At 59.3% G+C, this 19,573-nt stretch carries 15 protein-coding genes and 3 pseudogenes; 7 read left to right on the top strand and 11 right to left on the bottom strand.

What is annotated here, in order from left to right; translation table 11 throughout:
• Positions 1-37 precede the first annotated feature (37 nt).
• From AC0L39_RS07375 to AC0L39_RS07335, 9 genes and pseudogenes are all read right to left on the bottom strand, one after another.
• Positions 38-1,670, bottom strand: a pseudogene (locus AC0L39_RS07375) (acyl-CoA dehydrogenase family protein).
• Between the two features lie 69 nt (positions 1,671-1,739).
• Positions 1,740-2,015, bottom strand: a complete 276-nt coding sequence (locus tag AC0L39_RS07370) for a sulfotransferase-like domain-containing protein (RefSeq protein ID WP_473261952.1) — start codon at positions 2,013-2,015, stop codon at positions 1,740-1,742.
• Positions 2,016-2,107: 92 nt separating this feature from the next.
• Positions 2,108-2,410, bottom strand: a pseudogene (locus AC0L39_RS07365) (sulfotransferase-like domain-containing protein); the annotation flags it as partial.
• A gap of 50 nt (positions 2,411-2,460) precedes the next feature.
• A complete protein-coding gene (locus tag AC0L39_RS07360; protein WP_473261950.1) occupies positions 2,461-3,375 on the bottom strand; it encodes an aminotransferase class IV in 915 nt (304 codons plus the stop codon).
• Between the two features lie 94 nt (positions 3,376-3,469).
• Complete coding sequence (locus AC0L39_RS07355) at positions 3,470-4,933, bottom strand: NAD-dependent succinate-semialdehyde dehydrogenase (protein ID WP_473261949.1); 1,464 nt, start codon at positions 4,931-4,933, stop codon at positions 3,470-3,472.
• A 196-nt stretch (positions 4,934-5,129) separates the two neighbouring features.
• Positions 5,130-6,194 (bottom strand): tetratricopeptide repeat protein, encoded by a 1,065-nt coding sequence (locus AC0L39_RS07350; protein WP_473261947.1) that lies wholly within the window; start codon positions 6,192-6,194, stop codon positions 5,130-5,132.
• A gap of 72 nt (positions 6,195-6,266) precedes the next feature.
• Positions 6,267-8,108, bottom strand: coding sequence for a S8 family serine peptidase (locus AC0L39_RS07345; protein ID WP_473261945.1), 1,842 nt, complete (start codon positions 8,106-8,108; stop codon positions 6,267-6,269).
• Positions 8,026-9,510 (bottom strand): S8 family serine peptidase, encoded by a 1,485-nt coding sequence (locus tag AC0L39_RS07340; protein WP_473261943.1) that lies wholly within the window; start codon positions 9,508-9,510, stop codon positions 8,026-8,028. The genes AC0L39_RS07345 and AC0L39_RS07340 overlap by 83 nt, the downstream gene beginning before the upstream one ends.
• A 412-nt stretch (positions 9,511-9,922) precedes the next feature.
• A complete protein-coding gene (locus tag AC0L39_RS07335; protein ID WP_473261941.1) occupies positions 9,923-10,657 on the bottom strand; it encodes an alpha/beta fold hydrolase in 735 nt (244 codons plus the stop codon).
• A gap of 643 nt (positions 10,658-11,300) precedes the next feature.
• On the opposite strand from AC0L39_RS07335, the gene AC0L39_RS07330 reads away from it, so the two are divergent.
• From AC0L39_RS07330 to AC0L39_RS07300, 7 genes and pseudogenes are all read left to right on the top strand, one after another.
• Entirely contained in the window at positions 11,301-11,666 is a 366-nt protein-coding gene (locus AC0L39_RS07330; protein WP_473261939.1) for a SpoIIAA family protein, read from the top strand.
• 94 nt (positions 11,667-11,760) lie between these two features.
• Complete coding sequence (locus tag AC0L39_RS07325) at positions 11,761-12,465, top strand: VIT1/CCC1 transporter family protein (RefSeq protein WP_473261937.1); 705 nt, start codon at positions 11,761-11,763, stop codon at positions 12,463-12,465.
• 113 nt (positions 12,466-12,578) lie between these two features.
• Positions 12,579-13,631, top strand: a complete 1,053-nt coding sequence (locus tag AC0L39_RS07320; protein ID WP_473261935.1) for a TIGR00341 family protein — start codon at positions 12,579-12,581, stop codon at positions 13,629-13,631.
• 130 nt (positions 13,632-13,761) lie between these two features.
• A complete protein-coding gene (gene cls, locus AC0L39_RS07315; RefSeq protein ID WP_473261933.1) occupies positions 13,762-15,150 on the top strand; it encodes a cardiolipin synthase in 1,389 nt (462 codons plus the stop codon).
• Positions 15,150-15,854, top strand: a complete 705-nt coding sequence (locus AC0L39_RS07310; RefSeq protein ID WP_473261931.1) for an endonuclease/exonuclease/phosphatase family protein — start codon at positions 15,150-15,152, stop codon at positions 15,852-15,854. Before cls ends, AC0L39_RS07310 begins: the two co-directional genes overlap by 1 nt.
• Positions 15,855-15,875: 21 nt before the next feature.
• A pseudogene (locus AC0L39_RS07305) lies at positions 15,876-16,562 on the top strand (APC family permease); the annotation flags it as partial.
• 40 nt (positions 16,563-16,602) lie between these two features.
• On the top strand, positions 16,603-17,133 hold the full coding sequence (locus AC0L39_RS07300; protein ID WP_473261929.1) for an APC family permease: 531 nt from the start codon (positions 16,603-16,605) through the stop codon (positions 17,131-17,133).
• 10 nt (positions 17,134-17,143) lie between these two features.
• Here AC0L39_RS07300 and AC0L39_RS07295 read toward each other — a convergent pair whose 3' ends face one another.
• Positions 17,144-18,586: an amidohydrolase family protein gene (locus AC0L39_RS07295; protein WP_473261927.1), complete on the bottom strand. Its 1,443-nt coding sequence runs from the start codon at positions 18,584-18,586 to the stop codon at positions 17,144-17,146.
• A gap of 117 nt (positions 18,587-18,703) precedes the next feature.
• Complete coding sequence (locus tag AC0L39_RS07290; RefSeq protein ID WP_473261925.1) at positions 18,704-19,573, bottom strand: alpha/beta fold hydrolase; 870 nt, start codon at positions 19,571-19,573, stop codon at positions 18,704-18,706.

Here is a 19,573-nt window from a genome sequence, read left to right as displayed (position 1 = left end):
GTGCGTCAACAAATGCGCTGCACTGCAACACAAACTATCACCGCTGGCCTGCGAGCAGACCGCGTCCGATCACCTGCGCCTGTATTTCGGCGGCCCCTTCGAAGATGTTGAGAATGCGCGCATCGCACAGCACCCGGCTGATCGGATATTCAAGCGCGTAGCCGTTGCCGCCGTGGACCTGCACCGCATTGTCTGCCGCGCTCCAAGCGGTGCGCGCTGCCAGCAGCTTCGCCATCCCCGCCTCGATATCGCAGCGATTGCCGCGATCCTTTTGCCGCGCGGCAAAATAGGTCAGCTCGCGGCTCATCACGATTTCGGCGGCCATCAATGCGAGCTTGTCGGACACGCGCGGAAACCGCGTCAGCGGCTCGCCGAACTGTTTGCGCCCCTCGGCATAATCGAGCGCGAGGTCGAAGGCATTCCACGCCACACCAATGGCGCGCGCGGCAGTCTGAATGCGGGCGCCCTCAAAGGTGCGCATCAGATGCTTGAAACCCTGCCCCTCAGCACCGCCCAGCAGCGCCTCGTCAGCGACCGCAAATCCATCGAAGCCAAGCGCATATTCCTTCATGCCCCGGTAACCGAGCACTTCGATCTCGCTGCCATCCAGCCCGGCATCGGGGAACGGATCGCAGTCGCTCCCACGGGTCTTTTCGGCGAGGAACATTGAAAGTCCCCGGTAGCCCGGTTCGTCCATGTCGGTGCGCACAAGCAGCGTCATCAGGTCGGCGCGCGCCGCGTGGGTGATCCACGTTTTGGCCCCGTCCACGCGCCAGTCGCCGCTCTCGGTCTTGCGCCCGCGCGCGCGCGCGCTGGCGAGGTCGGAGCCGGTATCCGGCTCGGTAAATACGGCGGTCGGCAGGATCGACCCGTCCGCAATGCCGGGCAGGAATTTCGCCTTTTGCGCTTCGGTCCCGTTTTCGCCAATCAGTTCGCCTGCTATCTCCGAGCGCGTGCCGAGCGAACCTGCGCAGATCCAGCCGCGCGAAAGCTCCTCCGACACGATCGACATCGCCAGCTTGCCCAGGCCAAGGCCGCCATGCGCCTCGTCAATGCACACGCCAAACACGCCAAGCTGAGCCATCTCGCCGATGACGCTGTCCGGGATGAGGTCGTCTGCGAGATGCCATTCATGCGCGCGGGGCGTGATCCTGTCGGCGGTAAAGGCGCGAAATTGTTCGCGGATCAGGTCGAGCGTTTCATCGCCGAGGCTTTCGTCGGGCCGGGCCCCCTCGCTCAGCAGCCGTGCAAATTCGGCGCGGGTTTGGGCCGTGCTGCCCTCGGCCAGAAAGCGCGCTGCGGCAGGATTGCCGGCGAATGCGCGCGCCGCTTCACCCGCACCGAGCGCGTCTGCACGCACGACCTCGCTCGCGCTCATCGGGACGCCGTGCGCCAATTGCCCGCAATATTCGCCAAAGCCGATGCGCAGAGCCAGTTCCTCGATCTCGCCCGAAACGGCCTGCACCCTCTGCGCGCGCAGCCCAGTCGGCGGTCGCCTCAAGCGCCGCGACGCTGGCCGCAATCCACGCAAAGCCATGCACTGCGCGCTGCTCGCTTGTAAGCAATGCCGGGTCGGAGCCTACGCGCGATCGCACCGCTTCGCGCACCGCGTTGGAATAGGTCTGCGCCGCCTGCGCCGCATCTCGCGCCAAGGTAATCCATTCGTTCATAGGCGCGCGTGCTAGCAGAGCTTCTGTGCAAGCGGGACCGCTTCAAATTGCGAGGCGGGGAAAACACGCTCAGATCGCATGATGCCTCAGCGCCTCGTAATCGGCGCGGCAGGCCTCGGCGACCCTGGCATAGTCGCCGTCCAGTTCGGGCAGCGCCCCCGGCGCAGCGCCGAAGCCGGTCGAGCCGTTGACACGATCATACCAATGCGCGCCCCATACGCCGTCCTCCGGATGAGGGCCCTTCTTCCATGACAGCATGGCCGGATCCCACGCGATACCGAGTGCCTTGCAAAGCCGCGACAGAGTGCCGGCGGGGTCGCGCAATATGTCATCGGAATCGACCACGGGAGGCGCACTGCCCGTGCGGTACCGGCTTCCGCATCAAAGTATTCGCGCAATTTGGCAAAGCCGAGCATTTCTGCGCTTCGCAGCTCGTTCTTGCTGCGATAGCTTGCCACCACACGCTCGGGAGCACGGATCAGGAATGCGTGGCGGTGATCCGGAAAGTCGGCAATCGAGACAGGGCCAATCATGTGATGCGGCATGTGCTTCTGATACCAGACCGCCTTCCCGCCGGGTGCGCGCCCCGACTGCGCAGCGACAATACTGTGCCAGTCGCACTCCATATTCTCGATGGTCTCCGCCGCCATCGGATGCGGCTGACCACTGTCTTTGAGGAAGGCGCCATAAAACGGCTCATCGGACACCGCGCAATCGCCGCGCGCGCCGAAACTGCGCATCATCGCGGTCGAGATATTGCGCGGGCCGGACCACATCGCAATGCGCACAGTCATTCGGCGTCCCGATCCATCAGCGCCTTGTAGAGCCCTTGCAGTCGCTCGACCATCGGACCGCGCGCATCGGTCAGGTGGCGCCCGTCAACCTCGGTCACCGGCACCACTCCGGCAAACGTTCCGGTCACAAACGCCTCATCCGCGCCGTAGACATCGGTGAGCGAAAAATTCTTCTCGAACACCGGTATGCCCTCTTCGCGGCACACGCGGATCACATTGCTGCGCGTGATCCCGCCGAGGCAGTAATCGCCGCTGGAGGTCCAAACCTCTCCCTTGCGCACGATAAAGAAATGCGTCGAATTGCAAGTCGCGACGAAGCCGTGCGGATCGAGCATCAGCGCCTCGTCCGCACCTGCCTGTGTTGCCTGAATACAGGCGGTGATGCAATTCAGCTTGCTGTGCGAGTTGAGCTTCTGGTCCTGCACCGCAGGATCGCCGCGCCGCACATGCACCGTGAACAGCCGAATGCCCTTCTCGATCGTTTGAGACAGCGCAGCCTTGTATTCGGGCACGATAACGACGGTCGCGGGAGAAATCACCACGCGGGGGTCCTGATAAGGGGTCGAGCGGATACCGCGCGTGACCATCAGCCGGATATGCACGCCTTCGCCGCCGCGCATTCCATTGCCATCGATCGTGGCATCGAGCCGCCGCGTCAGTTCCTCGCGGGTCAGCCCGAGATCCATCGCAATGGCCTTCGCGCCCTCATAAAGGCGGTCGAGATGCGCTTCCAGAAAAGCAATCCGCCCGCGATGCAGGCGCAGCCCCTCCCACACACCGTCGCCAAGCATGAAGCCGCTATCGAACACCGAAACCATCGCTTCGGCGCGCGGGACCAGCGTCCCATTGATGTCGATCAGTACGGTATCATTGCGCGGATCAGGCGCAAAATCGTGAGTCCCCTTTGCCATACATTCTGTCTAGGGCGCTGCACGCCGATGACAATAGAAACGCTATTTGCAGGTGATCTCGGTATCACTCACCGGCGCGCAGAAATCGCCCCAATCACCGCTTTCGCGCCACGCATCGTCCATGCCGAGTGCCACGATCCACCGGGCGAATTGCGGTGTCGGGCGCGCAGGCGCCCGCTACTCCGGCAGATAGACCGCTTTGGTATTGACGAATTCCTTCATGCCGAACCCGCCATGTTCGCGGCCGTAGCCTGAATCCTTGACCCCGCCGAACGGCATCGCCGGATCGACTCGCTCCGAACGAATTGATGCGGACCATTCCGGTGTCGAAATGATCGCGCGCGAGCCGGATCGCCTTGTCCTGATCCTTTGTGAAAATGCCGCCGCCAAGGCCGTAGCGGCTGTCATTGGCGATGCGCATCGCGTCGTCATCGTCCTGAGCACGGATCACAGACGCAATCGGTCCGAACAGCTCATCGTCATAGGCGGGCGCGCCCGGCTTGCAATCGGCCAGCACGGTTGCGGGATAGTAATAGCCATCGCGGTCATCCGGATCGCCGCCGCACAGGATCGTGGCCCCGCCCTCGACGCTTTTGCGGACCTGCTCGACGAGCGTATCGAATTGCTCTTCGCTGGAGACCGGACCGAGCTGGGTGTCATCGTCCCTCGGATCGCCCATCGTGACCGCCTTCATCTGCTCGACAAAGGCGGAAACGAACTGGTCATATACAGCGTCCGTCACAACGAAGCGCTTGGCCGAGACGCAGGTCTCGCCGTTGTTGTAGAGCCTGCCCTGAACGCACGTCTTCACGGCAAGGTCGATGTCGGCATCCTCAAGTACGAGATACGCATCGTTCGAACCGAGTTCGAGAACGGTTTTCTTCAGGTTCTTCGCCGCCAGCTCGCCGATATGGCTGCCAGCGCCGTCGCTGCCGGTCATGGTGACCGCGCGCACCAGCTTGTGCTCGATGATCTTGTCGGACAGATCGTGCCCGACCAGGATGACGTCGAACAGCCCCTTGGGCAATCCCGCCTCGAGGCACAGGTCGCGCAGCAGCAGGCCGCTGCCCGTGCAGATCGAGGCATGTTTCAGGATCACCGAATTGCCGGCCATCAGGTTTGCTGCGAGCACGCGGGCTGGCTGGTAAACCGGGAAATTCCAGGGCTGGACGCTGTAGATTACTCCGATCGGCGCAAAGGTCACGATCCCGCGCTTTGTCCCGCCGCTATGCTTGCGTTCCTGATCGGCCAGTTCCGAGGGACCATTATCGGCAGTGTATTCGAAAATCCGGGAGCAAATCTCGATTTCGGTCTTTCCGTCCTTGAGCAGCTTGCCCATTTCGCGCGTCATCAGTTCGGCAAAGCGGTCTGCGTTGCCGCGCAGGACTTCGGCGATCTTGCGCAGATAGGGCGCGCGCTCTTCATGGGTCTTGCGGCGCCAGTCGAGAAAGGCGCGGTGCGCGGCCTCGATCTTGGCGAACGCTTCGCCCTCGCTCATCGTCTCGTATGTTTCGAGCGGTTCGCCAGTGGCCGGGTTGATGGTCTGGATTTGTGACATGGTTCGCTTTCAGAATGACCTGGCCGAATGCGAGGCAATTCAAGATGTTGAAAGCTGCAGTCGGCGCGTGGGAATTTAGCAAACCTAACGCCCGCAGCCGCAGAGCGTTCCGTGCTTTCTTGCCGGTCCATTTCGAAAAAAGGTGCCGGTCAATTTCAGAAGTCATTGGGATCGATGGCAAACAAAGAGCGCAGGATCACCCAGCAAGCGTCACCTTTTCTGCCTCACGATCAAGGCGAGCGAATGCTGCCGCGTGACGCTCCGCAAGGTCGGCCTTGCCGCTGCGCTCGAAGATCTCCGCTGCGGCCTGGTGGAAATCGCGGAACAGGGCATTGGTATTATCCACGGACACATTGGCGAAGGTGCGGTTGATATAGACCTCGGCCTGCACAAGTTCGCCGCGATCAATTTCGACTTGTGCAAGGACACCGTAAATGAAGGGGGTCCAGTCGGGGGCATGGTCCTCGGCAAGCGCCAGAGCGATCCTTGCGGTCTCTTCAGCCTGCGCCCCATCGCCGCCAAGTCGCTGCACCGCAGCGAGATTGGTGAGGATGCGTGCCTCGAGCAGCGGGCTATGCATCTTCTTCGCGATATTCAGGGCCTTGGCAAATTCGTTTCCGGCTTCACCGTAACGCGCCATTCCCTTCAACGCGTTGCCGATATTGTTGTGCGCCGACAGCGACAGGATGGCGTCGTCGGAAAATACTTCGGCGGCTTTGCGGTAGTATGTCAGGACGCGTTCGTATTCACGCGCCCGCGAGTAGAGCGACCCGATGTTCTGCAGAACGATGGCCTGACTGCGCGTTTCACCGAGCTTCTCGTACTGCTCCTGCGCGAGGAGAAAGTGAGCGAGCGCCTGGCGCGAATTGCCTGTCCGACCTTCGAGCGATGCTGCCGAGCGCAGCAGGTCAGCGTAGATCTTCTCTTCTGCGAACGATTTCTGAGCCTCGGCGAGAGCCGGTCGGATAACTCCGACCGCCTCTTCGCTGCGATTGAGCCGGAGCAAAGCCTCGCCTTCGAGCCAGTTGGCGATCAGGCCGTTCATGAGCGCATTCGCTGCCTCAGTGTCGACCAGATGCTTCGCGCCGCGGGCAAGGTCGAGAGCGGCGGTCGGGTTCTTGACCATCAGCGAGCGGGCCTTATCAACACTCGACTGATAGACGTCGACCGGCATTTCGACATGCGCCGTTGCAGGTGCAGCGAGCGCCAAAAGCGACGCGGCAGCGGCGGGTGCGATTGCCTTGATTGCTCCGTAGATCATATCACAATCCCTTACTTATCTTCTCTGGCAGGCAGGCCGCCAAACAGCCCGCCGATAGTCCATGCTGCGGTCTTAGAACCGCAGTCCAAAATTCGCACCGACCATGAAGCTTTCGTCCTGCCCGATTTCTCCGGCGCTGATGTAGCGTCCGACCACGCCCAATTCGGAAGTCTTGCTGACGGGCGCCGCGTAAATGATCTCTCCGGTATAGCGGCGCTTGGTCTCGATCCCGATGGTCTGCGTCACGACACCGCGTTCGCCTGTCAGGCGATCGACAACCTGCTCGCTGCGCAGTTCAAGCTCGCCGTTTTCGACTGTGAGCGGCTGACCAACCGACACCCGAAGGATATCACGGTCGCCCATGACACCGCGCTTGTTCACGGTGAACTGACCCGCGGTGCTCATTACATCGCGTGAGGTTGCCAGAAGCTGGCCATCGGCAGTCTTCGTTGCACCGCCGGTTGCCGACAGATCGAACGAAAGGCCGTCACCCAGATCCATCGATGCGGACACTGTCACGGCGTTGGTGCGCGAGCCTTCGCCGAGGAAACTCTCGACGGTTGTCTGCGCCCCGAGCACAGCGTCCTTTTCACGCAGATAGGTATATTGCGCATTCACCGAGAGGGTCTTGGTGACTTTCTGCTCAACTCCGAATGTAAGGGCTTCTGCTTCACGCGCTCCCAAAGCGCGTTGCACGTTGCGCTCGATTTCCGAGACGCCGTCCAGATCGCGCCAGTCTTCGCGGTTTTGGCTGTAGCCGACACTTACGATAGTCGCGGAGGCCGGCTTGTATGTTGCTCCGGCGAAAGTTTCACCCGATGCAAGACCGAGGACGGGGTTAACGCCGCCTGTTTCGTGGTCATGATCGCTGATGATGCCGAAATTGTTGCCAGCCAGTGCCAGCGCACCCTGACCATGACCCAGCGTGAAGGACGTGTTGCCCTTCGGGTTCGACAAAGTGGCCGCATTGTGGACCGGCCGCATCGCGCCATCATCGCTGAAACGCGGGGCAATGGCATCGAAACGCATCGACCACTGGCCTTGGGTTTCCATCGCGTTGGAGCGTACCTGGCTCACACCCAGATTACCGTCGCCGTCTTTGTCTGCGCCATTGCTGAGCAACCAGTTGGCGAAACGATCGGACACAAAATCCTGCATTCGCTGGTACCCATTGCCAAGCGTGTTGGTCTGCTTGCCATAGGTAAAGCTGGACATCGGAATTGCGAAGTCGCTGTAGGTGTCGCCAATGTCTTCGAATGTGGTCAGGAAGACGTCGCTGCTTTCCCACCATGACGGCACGCCGGACCCGAGCAGATTGCTGGCTGTCTGCGTCGTGGAGCGGTAGTTTTTGCCCTTCCTCTGGTAGAAGGTATAGGTCAGCGCACCAAAATCGAGCGGCGCCTGTGACGCGGTCACATCGAGCAGGCCGTGGCCATAGACGGGGTCGACACCGGGGGCACCAAGGTCTTTGGCTGAACGGAAGATGATGTCCGCTGTCTCATGCGAGTGATCCGACAGCCAAGGCCAGCGGTCATGCAGAAGTGCGATCGCACCCGAAACGAGCGGCGCGGCGAATGACGTGCCGGAGCGGCGCGCAAGGCCGCCGCTGCCATCGTTCACCAGCAGCAATTCACCCGGGGCAACAATGAAACGGTTCATGAGCTCATTGCCACTGTGGCACACACCATTGTCCAGCAGACACGCATCGCCGGGGCGGTTCGAGAATTCCGAGATCGAGCCGTCAGGGCGAACCGAACCCACGAAGATCGCAGCGGTATCGCTGTCCGAATCCGTAGAGACGGAATAGCCCATCATGAGCGCCATCATCGGATCAACTTGCGAGTATTGCGTGGTCGTGAAATCCCACTCGATGTCGGTTGATTGCGCGATACCATCGTTGCCTGCGGCAATCACATATACGGTGCTGTCGCTCAGGGTGCTGATATCCCAACGGTACGAACATGTCAGCAAGACCCTGAGGTGCCACCCAGCCGGCTTCGCCAAGCGAAAGGTTGATAACGCTGGCGCGCTGGTTTTCGCCGATGAGCGAATTCCAGACTGCCTGGCCCTTGATCGCCCAGATGCCGAGAGCAACGCTGTCCCACGTAGCCTGGCCATCGGCATCAAACGGATTATAGGCTGCAACCTTGGCGTTCGGCGCGATACCCATCACCCCGTGGCCATCATGTGCGCCAACAATAAGGCTCGCAACGCCCGCACCGTGACCATTCAGATCATTGTCGGTTCCCGAGCTCCAAACCAGATTGTCAGCAAGGTCGCCGTTCGAACCAAAGTTGGAATCGATCACCCCGACAAGGGTCTGACTACCAGAACCCTGGATCTGGGTTACCGATGGCGTCCAGTTTACAGTGCCCATCCAGTGATCGACGTGGTCGATCCCGGCGTAGGTCATTACGCTGTCGTGCCAGTCGAGATAGAACGCTGCGCGCTGTCCCGCCGTAAGGCTCTGGATGGTGCCGAGCTGACCGATTTCCAACCCATGCCGCGCAAGAATGTCCGCGCCCTTGGCTTCGGTGAAGCCAGCCGAGCCGAATTTTGCCACGGCATCATCGAGCAAGGTCTGCAAATTGTCGGAGACGGCTCTGTATTCGCCGAAAGTGGCGGAGTTCGCTTGCAAGTTGGTCCACAGGCTGTCCGTCTGTGAAATCAGCGCACCGTTCACGTTCCAGAAATCGCCAACCGATGCCAAATGCGTTTGATCGAATGCGACGATGTCGCCCCAGAATGCGTCGATATCGCCCCAAAATGCGCCAATATCTCCGTAAAAGGGGCTTCTATCACCCCAGAACGCATCAATATCGCCATAGAACGCGTCGATGTCGCCGTAGAACGGATTGATGTCATCCCAGAACGCGTCGATATCGCCATAGAATGCGACAATATCACCGTAGAATGCATCGATGTCGCCATAATACGGGTCAATTGCGTTCGGTGTCAGACTGCGCGTGGTCAAGACGCGGTCATTCGTCGTATTGAAACTGGATGAAGGGAGGGTCAGCAAACCTTCCGGCGCGTTTGTAGGGCCGTCTTCGATGATAAGAGCCTCGAGAGCGTTCGCTTCGACGGTCGGCTGCGCATTGGTCTCGGGCAGATAGACCGAAGCGACCTGCTCCATAGTCACAGGCGCGATGGTCTCACTCGCGCTCACTGAAACGTCTGCTGATGCGGCAGCCGAGGGGCCTTCTGCGAACAGCATCGTGTCCAGTTGCGGCATCACATAGGGCCGTGTGTCATTCGCGCTGGCCGAACTGGCTAGCGAAATGGCAACTGCGGCTGTCGCGGTGCTGATCGACAATGACTTCAGCGCTTCATTTAAATGTTGCGGGTGCTTTGATGCACCGATCACACACCGGGAATAGCCGAGGAGGTTCTGGGTTCTCCTTTATCAAGAAGGTTAAAATGGTAAGAAATTTGAAAGAAGTGTGAAGCCTCCCCTTGAGCGTCGAATGCGCCAGAAATCGCAGAGACCTGCGTGCTGCAATCGCTAAGATCTGGTAAAGGCCATCCGGCTCGAAGCAGCGTGGAATTGCTTACCGGATATGCAACTTCGAGAATTCGCGCGATTTGACGGAGGCCCGATGAGGCGATTCGCCGAGTGCCGTCCTTGCAGGCAAATTCCCGAGCAGCGAAGCGATCCAATACTCGCTTGTGTCACCGCGAATGCGATTACCATACGCGCGACTTACAGCCCGACACGCGGAGCGGGGTTAGTCGCCTGTTGCGTCTTGCGAGCGCAATTCATCGATGAAAGCAATGATCTCGGCTGCGACCTTATCCGGACGCTCAGGCAGAAAGGCGTGTCCCGCTCTTGGCACCAAGACCAGCTTTACCCGGTCAGGCATGTCGCGAGCCAACAGCAAACCGGCATCCTCCGGCGGCGCGATCCTATCCTTTTCGGCTTGCAGGATTAACATGGGTTTCGTCCCGCCTGCGCCCCATTGCTCATAAGGCTGTCTTGCTGCCTTGCCTTGCCAGATCGCTGTCCCGGTGTGCCAGCCTCTGGCCCAGTAACCGGGGATCACGTTGCCTTCTGCAAAGAATGCGAACTGCACGTCTGATTTGCGCTGGGCAAATGAACGAAGTGGGTTGAAGATCGCCCTCAAGGCCTCGTTCGCTTTCGGAGGCACGCCTTCTCTGCCGCCTGATGCAATCAGGACCACGCCGCCAACCCGGTCATCAGAGAGCGTGGCGAACGCTCTTGCCACCCGGTTTCCAAATGCGTGCCCGACGACCACCACGTCTTCCTGGGCGGTGATTTCGCCCTCCACGACGATGGCAACATCGTTCGCGATGTCCAGCAGGTTGAAGTCTCGTGCGGGGATGTCGGAATTGCCGATTCCATGCGCTTCAAAAGCGATCGTGCGATAGCCAGCTGCGTTCAGGTCCTTCACCAGTTCGTTGAAGTCGCTCGCTTCGCGCCCCAGGCTCGCGAGCAAGAGCACTGGCGCCCCTTGCCCGCTGACGTAATAGGCTATTTGTCGGCCACCCCGTTCAACAATCCGCTCTTTACCCACTGCGTCACGGGCGGTTGCAGATGGGAGCGGCGTCCAGAATAGCCAGAAAACTAGTCCCGCAAGCGCCAGCAGCGCCGCAGAAAAGGCAAGTGCACGGGATCTCCAGCTTCCCATGAACGGATGCGTAAGCCAACGTCGCTGAAGTGACAATGTTGGTAGCGGAGGAGGGACATATGGAGAACATCTATCTACTTGTTTCCACTAGTTAATTTCAGCGCAAGCCCAAGAAGTACCCCCACTGATACCCACAAAATCCGGACTTTGCGCCAAGTCGTTGCATTGGCGCGATCAACGCATCCAGAGCGTGATGATCTGCTGTTTAGCCCTGCTCCGAACGGCAGGAGCTGCCCCTCCTCCTGCCACAGCCTACTGACGCTTTCGGATAGGCGTACCCTTTCCGACCCAAGGGCAGCCGGACGGTCGACTAAGGGTAATTACTGAGAGCGGTTTATCTCTTCTAATCTAGAATGCGCCGACTGCCTCAGCGCAATGCTGACCGCCGCAAATCCTATGTGTTGGTGATCCATAGTTTCTGCACCGACGAGGCACCTTTGACATGAGAGGTCCGCCAATGCTCAAGGTTACGAAATCATCACCAAATCGGGTCGACATCGAACTCGACGGCGAGCTCAATTCAGACCAGATGGGAACTGCTCTTGATAAGCTAATCGAGGTGTCAGACGGCATTAGGAATGGTCTAATGCTCTATCGAATTACCGACTTCGAGCTGCCGACCGTGGGAGCGATCGCGGTGGAATTCAGCCGCTTGCCCAAACTCTTTGGCCTGCTCGGCAAATTCGACAAATGCGCAGTTCTCAGCGATTCCGCGTGGATCAGGACAACCGCGGAAATCGAAGGTGCCGTGTTTCCGGGCATCAAAATCAAAAGCTTCGAACTAGGCGAAAACGAAGCTGCCGAGAGCTGGTTGTCGAAGTAGCTCTGTACGATCGATGAGCCACCTCGATTGTCGAGCAGCCGGGCTTCGCTCAAGAAGCACACTACGGAGCCGCCACAGATAAGACTGGATTCAAATGGCCCCCACAAACGCCCATCCCGATGACCCGCACTATGTCCATCGGGGCGGATGGCTGCGAGCAGCCGTGCTGGGCGGAAATGACGGGATTATCTCCAACTCCTCGTTGATAGTTGGCATCGCATCCGCTGGGGCTGAGCAGCACATAATCGTCTTATCCGGTATTGCGGGCCTTACCGCAGGTGCCATGTCGATGGCCGCTGGAGAGTACATTTCAGTCTCTTCCCAGCGGGATGCCGAGCGGGCCGATATCAAACGTGAGCGGCAAGCCCTTTTTGAAGTGCCCGACGAAGAACTCGACGAATTGGAGATGAGCTACAAAGAGCGCGGATTGAGCGACGAAACCGCAGCGACAGTAGCAAAAGAACTGATGGCACACGATGCTTTAGGCGCTCACCTTCGCGATGAAATCGGGATCATCGAAGCGCAAAGAGCCCGGCCTCTTCAGGCCGCAATTGCATCTGGCATTACTTTCAGCGTGGCCGCGTCCTTGCCAGTCCTGGCGTCGGTTGCCGCTCCCTCCTCCGCGAATGTCACAACCATCGTAGCGACCGCCCTCGTCTCTCTGGCCATGCTGGGCGCCGCAGGAGCGAAAGCCGGAGGCGCACCGTTTGGAAGAGCAATCGTTCGGGTCCTAGGCTGGGGCGCTCTCGCCATGGCTGCAACCGCCCTCATCGGCTCATTGTTCGATGTGAATGTCTGATCCGCGCGGGCGCACTGAACATGAACAGTGACTAAGGATGTTTCCATAGATACAGCCTTGGCGACCCCGCTACGGCGTAGATGGGCTCATCGGGCGGCTCGGAAAGAGGTTGGATGTCCGCAAGGATTGTGAAGATTTATCTGCCGGAAAAGCGCATCGAAGAGCTGGAAGAGATTATGCGAAAGCATGCGCGTCGCTTCTGGAGGGAAACCGTTCCCGGCGGGCAAGAAAAGTTCAGCTGCATCGTTCAGCAACGCTACACGGAGCGACTGCTGAATGAGCTGTACGAAGTCTTTCACGAAGAACCGCAATTCGCCGCTTATGTCGAAGCGCTTGAAGCTGTCATACCGCCAATCGAGGAAACTCCAGATACAGAACTGCCGCTCGATACAGACCTTCCTCCCCCGACGGCGCTGGAGCGGTTCTTCAGCCGTGACAGGCTGAGCACCGATAAACTCTACGATGATATCGAAGAAAGCCTGCATGTCAGGCCATCTTACCTCATCACGGTCACACTTTCTGCCATCATCGCGGGGCTCGGAATGCGCAGTGGCCAGACGGCAGTGGTCATCGGTGCAATGATTATCGCGCCCTTGCTTGGACCAACCATGGGAGTGGCGCTGGCCGCGACGGTGGGCGATAGCAAACTCGGAAAAAGAGCATCCATAACCCTTGCCATCGGGTGTCTTTTCGCCGTGGTGTCGGGAATAATCCTTGGATTGATTGTCGAAATCGACCCTCTAACCCCTGAGCTCAGAAACCGCACCCTTGTCCAGCCTGCGGACGTGGCCTTGGCTCTTGCATGCGGTGCCGCAGGTGTTCTTGCCTTCAGCCGCGGTGCATCACTTGCACTTGTGGGAGTGATGATAGCGGTTGCATTGGTTCCTCCGCTCGCTGCTGTCGGCATCTATTTGGGCGCCGGTTTTCCGGTCGCTAGCGCGAACGCGGCGTTTCTCTTTGCCGTCAATCTGGTGTGCGTGAACGTAGCGGGGATCGCCACGTTCCTGTTTCAGGGGCTGCCGCCAAAGAGCTGGCGCATCACCGGCGGGATCCTGTTCGTTTGGGCTGTCTTACTGGTTATGCTTCTGTCCATGATGGCTGGCCGGATCTTCCTGGGCTTCGGGTCTTGGGAAGTCGTACTCGATTTCATATCGAGAAGAAACTGATGCTGGCGTTCGATGCTATACAATCACAGCGAATGTCGCTGACGGGAGCGCTCCTCTGACGCCGTTCGATCCTACGACCATTGCAGACCTGCTGCCGAGCTGGCCAGCATGGCTGTGGGCGAACAAGTTCGTGGTCGCCGGATGGATCATTGCCGCCGTCGCGTTCGTGCTCGTTCCATTTCGCAGGCCACCTGCCGAAGCGCGCAGCTGGCTGCTTGTCTTCCTAGGCCTCCCTTGGGTCGCGCTCGTGGCATATGCGCTGATCGGTCGACCGTATTTCGCCGCCGACCGAAAGACTCGGATCGACCGGCTTCCTAGGCTTTTGGATCGCATCCAGTCGCAGATCGAAGACACGGAGTCACCACCAGAATTGTCTTCCGACAACAAGGCAGTCGAGAGCCTGGCCAGAGGCATCGGCGGTTTTCCCGCAACCGCGGGGAACAGGATCGAGATGCTGGATGTCTATGAGCAGGCTTTGGACACGATCATCAGGGATATCGATGCGGCAAGGCATCATGTCCATCTTGAGTTCTACATTTTCAGGGATGATCGCATAGGCAGCAAGGTCATCGAAGCGCTGGGAAGGGCAGCAGAGCGAGGTGTTGTCTGTCGTGTCCTTGTAGATGCGCTCGGCTCATATGGTTCGCTGCGAAAGCTAAAACGACGCCTGAAAAGTGTTGAGGTTGAAGTCTACGATATTCTTCCGCTGCGCCGTCGTCTTCGAAGCTCGAGAGTCGATCTGCGTAATCACCGCAAGATAGCAGTCGTCGACGGCACAGTGGGCTACACAGGCTCGCAAAACATCTGGGACCCGATTCAGCATTCGCGCTGGGTCAACAAGGATTTGCTGCTACGGATTGAGGGGCCGGCAGTCTCACAACTTCAGGCAGTATTTGCCCTGGATTGGTATCTCGAAACCCTTGAGGAGCTGGCGAGCGCGGAGTTCTTTCCTCGCCCGGCGAACTCGGAAGGCTGCAGCGCGCAAATCGTGGCGACAGGACCGGAGAGCCCCGAAGTCGGAGTGGACCTGATCTTCGCTCAGGCGATGTACAACGCTGCCGAAGAAATTGTCATCACAACCCCCTATTTCATTCCCAACGACGCGATGATTTCGGCCATCAAGGCTGCGACACTTGGCGGAGTGCGAGTGTGCTTGATCACGCCTGAGCGCAGCGATCACCGCCTCGTCGGATTGGCGCAGCAAAGCTATTACTCTGAGCTGATGGCAGCCGGTCTGGAAATCTACCTTCATGGCCCCGACTTCCTCCACGGCAAACACTTCCGCGTTGATCACGAGGTATCTATCGTCGGGACAAGCAACATGGATGTGCGATCCTTTGAGCTGAACGCCGAGGTCGATCTCATCTCCTTCGATCCCGGTTTCGCAGAAGATTTGCGGCAGATCGAGCAACAGCTTCTTGATAGCTGCAAAAGGCTGGATCTGGAGACGTGGGAGGAGCGCTCTCTGCTCTCCAAAGTGGCTCAAAACACAGCACGTCTTATGGCAGATCTGATCTGATGGCGATGGCCGAGATCAAGATTGCGAGCTATAACATTCGCAAGGCAATCGGCACCGACCAGACCCGCAGGCCGATCCGCATTCTGAATGTGCTTGAGGAGGTGGATGCCGATATCGTCGTTCTGCAAGAAGCCGATCGTCGATTTGGCAAGCGCCAGAGCGCTTTGCCCGCCTTCCTGATCGAGGCACACTCCGACTACAAACCCGTGCCTCTCGATGTCCAGCACGACTCCATGGGATGGCATGGCAATGCCATCCTTGTTCGCGAGGGCATCGAGATTGAGCATCACGATATCATCCATATTCCCTACCTCGAACCGCGAGGCGTAATCACCGCGAGACTTAGTGTGAAAGGCAAAGCTCTTTCGGTATTCGGGATGCACCTCGATCTTTCGGGCCTCTGGCGGACAAAGCAGGCCAACGTGATCGCCGATCTTGCGAGGGAAGAACAAGAGCACGGCCCGACAATCCTGACGGGTGACCTCAACGAATGGCGCCGAAACGCCGGATGCCTCAAGGTGTTTCGCAAGCATTTTTCAGTGCTGGATTGTGGGCGCAGCTTTCACAGCCAGCGCCCTCTCGCCCGTCTTGACCGCATTATGCATTGCGACCGGGTCGAAGCGCTGGAATGGGGCGTCCATCAAAGCTCCCTTGCCACACAAGCGTCCGATCATCTCCCGGTATGGGCGAGGTTGAGGGTCTGACATGGGCAGAGAAACCGCCGTATGACCGGGTCAGATCCTTTTGCCGGCCCGGCGATTACGCAGGAGCCAGAGGGTGGCCCGAAGCTCAAACGCGCCCTGTCATGGCCATTGCTAAGCCTTTATGGTCTGGGCGTCACTCTTGGCGCGGGGATCTATGTCCTTGTCGGGGCGACGGCTGCGCAGGCAGGCATCTACGCGCCGATTTCCTTTTTGATCGCGGCTGCGATTGTCGGTATTACGGCGCTATCCTACATCGAGCTGGCCACGCGCTATCCTGTAAGCTCCGGGGCCGCCGCCTATGTCGAAGCCGGCTTTCAAACGCGCTGGCTTACCACGTCAATAGGTCTCCTTATCGCACTATCGGGCATCGTCTCGGCTTCAGCCGTGGCGATTGGAGCCGGAGGTTATCTCAGCGGTCTGACTGGATTGCCGATCCCACTTCTGGCGATCGTGACGGTCGTAGTTATGGGGTTGCTCGCTGCATGGGGCATCAAAGAATCCGTCACCGCTGCTGCAGTAATCACTTTGATCGAAGTGGCTGGATTGCTTCTAGTCATCGGATGGAGTTTCGCCGGCCCTGCTCCTGCGATCCTGCCAGCGGCAGCTCTGATCCCCACATTCGAAATGGCTCACTGGTTCGGCATCTTCGCCGCTTCGACGCTGGCCTTCTTCGCCTTTATCGGTTTCGAGGACATGGCGAGCGTCGCTGAGGAGGTAAAGCGACCCGCGCCGCGCGTATCCAAGAGCAGTGCTGGTTACATTGTTCGTCTCGAGCGCGCTCTACATACTGACAACCATCGCCGTCATCACGACCATCCCGATAGAGGCGCTTGCGGAAAGCTCATCGCCTCTGTTGCTCGCGTTCGGCGACGCACCGGGTATCGTGCGCGATGCCTTTGGAGTTATTGCGGTGATCGCGACTGTGAACGGGATCCTGATCCAGATCATCATGGCATCTCGGATGGTCTATGGCATGGCGGACCGAGGCTATCTGCCGCGGCAATTCGCCTCGGTTTCAAAGCGCACGCAGACCCCGCTTGTAGCAACCGCAGCGGTCGTATCGGTCATTATTGCGCTTTCGCAGCTGTTTCCCATCGGGCTGCTCGCAGAGCGCACTTCGCAAATCGTGCTGGTGACCTTTGTCCTCGTGAATATATCGCTGCTGCGGGTGAAACGACGCGAGGATCGGGTGCCAAAAGAGTGTTTTGTTGTCCCGGCCTTTGTCCCAATTGCCGGTGCGATTGCGTGCGGATCTTTGCTGGTTTTCGGCCTTTTTTAGTCGCGCCTGATTACTCGCCCAACTGTGCCTTATCACGCAAATCCGCCGCCATCGCGGCGAGCGCTTCACTGCCGAGCAAGCGTCCATTGACAATAACGGCTCGCGGTTCGCGCAGGGTTGCAAGCCCCTCCAAAGGGTTCGCGTCAAGGAGAACCAGGTCCGCCCGTCGCCCTTCGACGATAGAGCCATCCTGATCATCAAGCCCAAAGAAACGCGGCGGCGCGATGGTAGCGGTAAACAGCGCTTCTCGCGGCGACAGGCCGATTTCGACATAAAGTTCAAGCTCGTCGAGCAGCGAGAACCCGTGGAACAGATACGGATTAGCAAAGGAGGCATCGCTCGATGCAAGGATCGGGACCCCCGCACGGTGCGCCATCAGGAATGTCCTGCGGTCAAGCGCGATGCTGTCTTGCGCCAGCGCGCGCACCTCGTCGGTCATCGCTTCCAGTCGGAAATCCGGCTTCCCCCATGCTTCGCGAACATCGGCTGGGAGCATTCGCATGCGCGGCGTGTCTGCGCTGGGCCAATTGCCGAGATAGAAATCAGCTACAACCAATGTCGGACTCACATGAAGCTTCGCTGCAGCCAGCTCCGCAAGTAGCCCTCGGCACCGCTCTTCGTCCCAGCTCTCGAGGATGATCCGGTTGCGCGAAGCCATAATACCAAAGACCTGATCAAGCGGCGCGCCTGCCGCCATCGCGGTCCGCAGAGTATCGAGCATCGCTTGCTCCTCGGTCGAACATGCCATCGGAATACGACCGAAATGCTCCATACCGTCCTGCCCGGCGGCGACCGCAGTCTTCAGCGAAACGCGTTCGGGGATGTGGCCAACAAGCGGCAGGTCCGCCTCTTCGGATGGCTCTCCCAGCGCGAGATAGCTTGCCTCGTCCAGCATCGAATAAGATTTGACCGCCGCCCAACCTTGACTGGCAATGCGCGCAACGACCGAGCGCGCTTGCTCGGGTGTATCTGCCAGAAACATGCCGGGCCACGAACCGGGGCTGGCATCGACCCAAGCTCCCGACAGCACGAGCCTCGGTCCAAGAACCTCGCCTGCCTCGATCTGCGCCTGAAGCGCTTGCTGCTCGGCAATCGGCCACAGCGCGCCCATATCGCGCACGCCTGTCACGCCATTAATGATATAGAGCGGCAAAGCCGTGTCAGGCTCGGTCGCAGACGAAAATAGGTGGACGTGGCTGTCCCAAAGGCCGGGAATCAGAAACCTGCCTTCGCCATCAACCCGCTCCGCTGTGGCAGGAGGCTCGAACTGGTCGGCGATACGGGTTATCCGATTTCCTTCGATCAATACAGTCTGTCGCTCATTGATCGCGCCCGTTTCAACGTCAACGATACTGACGTTTTCGACAACAATATCGGCACGAGCCTTATCATGGACAGTAAGCGAGGAGACGGCGACAATCAGCGCGCAGAGCATTCGGATTAACTTGGTCATTATGTCTCCTCCAGTACCGACGAATGCTGACGTTCGCCCGTGCCCTGTAAATGCTGCCCCACGATCACACGTAATCGTGCGTGATATCCTAGGAGCAAATGCCCTCCATTCTCAAACTCAAGCAGTTTGGCGTTGGGTAGCCTCATCTGCGATGCTCTCCGCGATTGGGAATGGGTTCAACTGGTCGTCTTTCGCATGAACTACCAGTGTTGGAGCGCGGATCGCTTCGAGTTTGTAGGTTGCATCCGGATCGACCGCAGCGCCTTCGTTGCCAACACCGACAAGCCGATCCGAGGCTGGCAAAAAGCCGTCCACTAAGCGATCAACGAACTGCACCTCTTCAACTGAGAGACCTTTAAGCAATTCCGGGCGCGCATCGAAGGCGCTTCGCAATTGGCGAGCTGCAGCCTTCGTCAGCGCCCAGTAGACCGCGTCATTGCCCAGCAAAGTGGAGTATGCCCAGGTCGGGATCGGCCGTTCCTCAATCTCCGGGCTGAAAGGCGTGAAGGGGGCGGAGGACAACAGCACGAGCCGGTCCGTGCGATCAGGAAACAACTCCGCGAATTTGAGCGCGGGAGGCACCCCGCCGGACATGGCAAGAATGCTCGCCCGGTTGATTCCGAGCCGATCGAGCAGGTCCAACATGGCCTCTGCCTGCGCAGCGGTGGACGGATCGGAGGGCATGACGCTGCCGAGGTAACCGAAGCGCGATACAGCGATGAAGCGATGGGTATCGCCGGCCATGGCCTCGGCCAGCAGCCGACCCTGATCAAATCCGCCGCCAGCGCCATGGATGACCAGCACCGGAGGCCCCTCGCCCCAACTAGCGTACTCGATTTGCCCGTGGCGGGTTTCAGCAAGCGAGCGCTCCGCTGCAAGTTCAGACCTGCGCGTGTCGGCTGCGCGATTGCCGAAGATTGAGACGGTCGCGCCCAGCACCACCAGACCGCCGATCATCACCAATCCGATGTGCCAGCGCCGCTTCAT

The organism is Erythrobacter sp. K21-9 (assembly GCF_055808355.1).
The sequence above is the reverse complement of the archived record's forward strand: the minus strand, read 5'-3'. Positions and strand labels throughout refer to the sequence as shown.

What these genes read in the sequence shown, in the direction of transcription:
- AC0L39_RS07350 (WP_473261947.1), bottom strand. Translation starts at nt 6,194, where the DNA reads ATGATCTACGGAGCAATCAAGGCAATCGCACCCGCCGCTGCCGCGTCG.
- AC0L39_RS07325 (WP_473261937.1), top strand. Translation starts at nt 11,761, where the DNA reads ATGGCCCCCACAAACGCCCATCCCGATGACCCGCACTATGTCCATCGG.
- AC0L39_RS07320 (WP_473261935.1), top strand. Translation starts at nt 12,579, where the DNA reads ATGTCCGCAAGGATTGTGAAGATTTATCTGCCGGAAAAGCGCATCGAA.
- AC0L39_RS07290 (WP_473261925.1), bottom strand. Translation starts at nt 19,573, where the DNA reads ATGAAGCGGCGCTGGCACATCGGATTGGTGATGATCGGCGGTCTGGTG.
- AC0L39_RS07360 (WP_473261950.1), bottom strand. Translation starts at nt 3,375, where the DNA reads ATGGCAAAGGGGACTCACGATTTTGCGCCTGATCCGCGCAATGATACC.
- AC0L39_RS07355 (WP_473261949.1), bottom strand. Translation starts at nt 4,933, where the DNA reads ATGTCACAAATCCAGACCATCAACCCGGCCACTGGCGAACCGCTCGAA.
- AC0L39_RS07295 (WP_473261927.1), bottom strand. Translation starts at nt 18,586, where the DNA reads ATGACCAAGTTAATCCGAATGCTCTGCGCGCTGATTGTCGCCGTCTCC.
- AC0L39_RS07310 (WP_473261931.1), top strand. Translation starts at nt 15,150, where the DNA reads ATGGCGATGGCCGAGATCAAGATTGCGAGCTATAACATTCGCAAGGCA.
- AC0L39_RS07330 (WP_473261939.1), top strand. Translation starts at nt 11,301, where the DNA reads ATGCTCAAGGTTACGAAATCATCACCAAATCGGGTCGACATCGAACTC.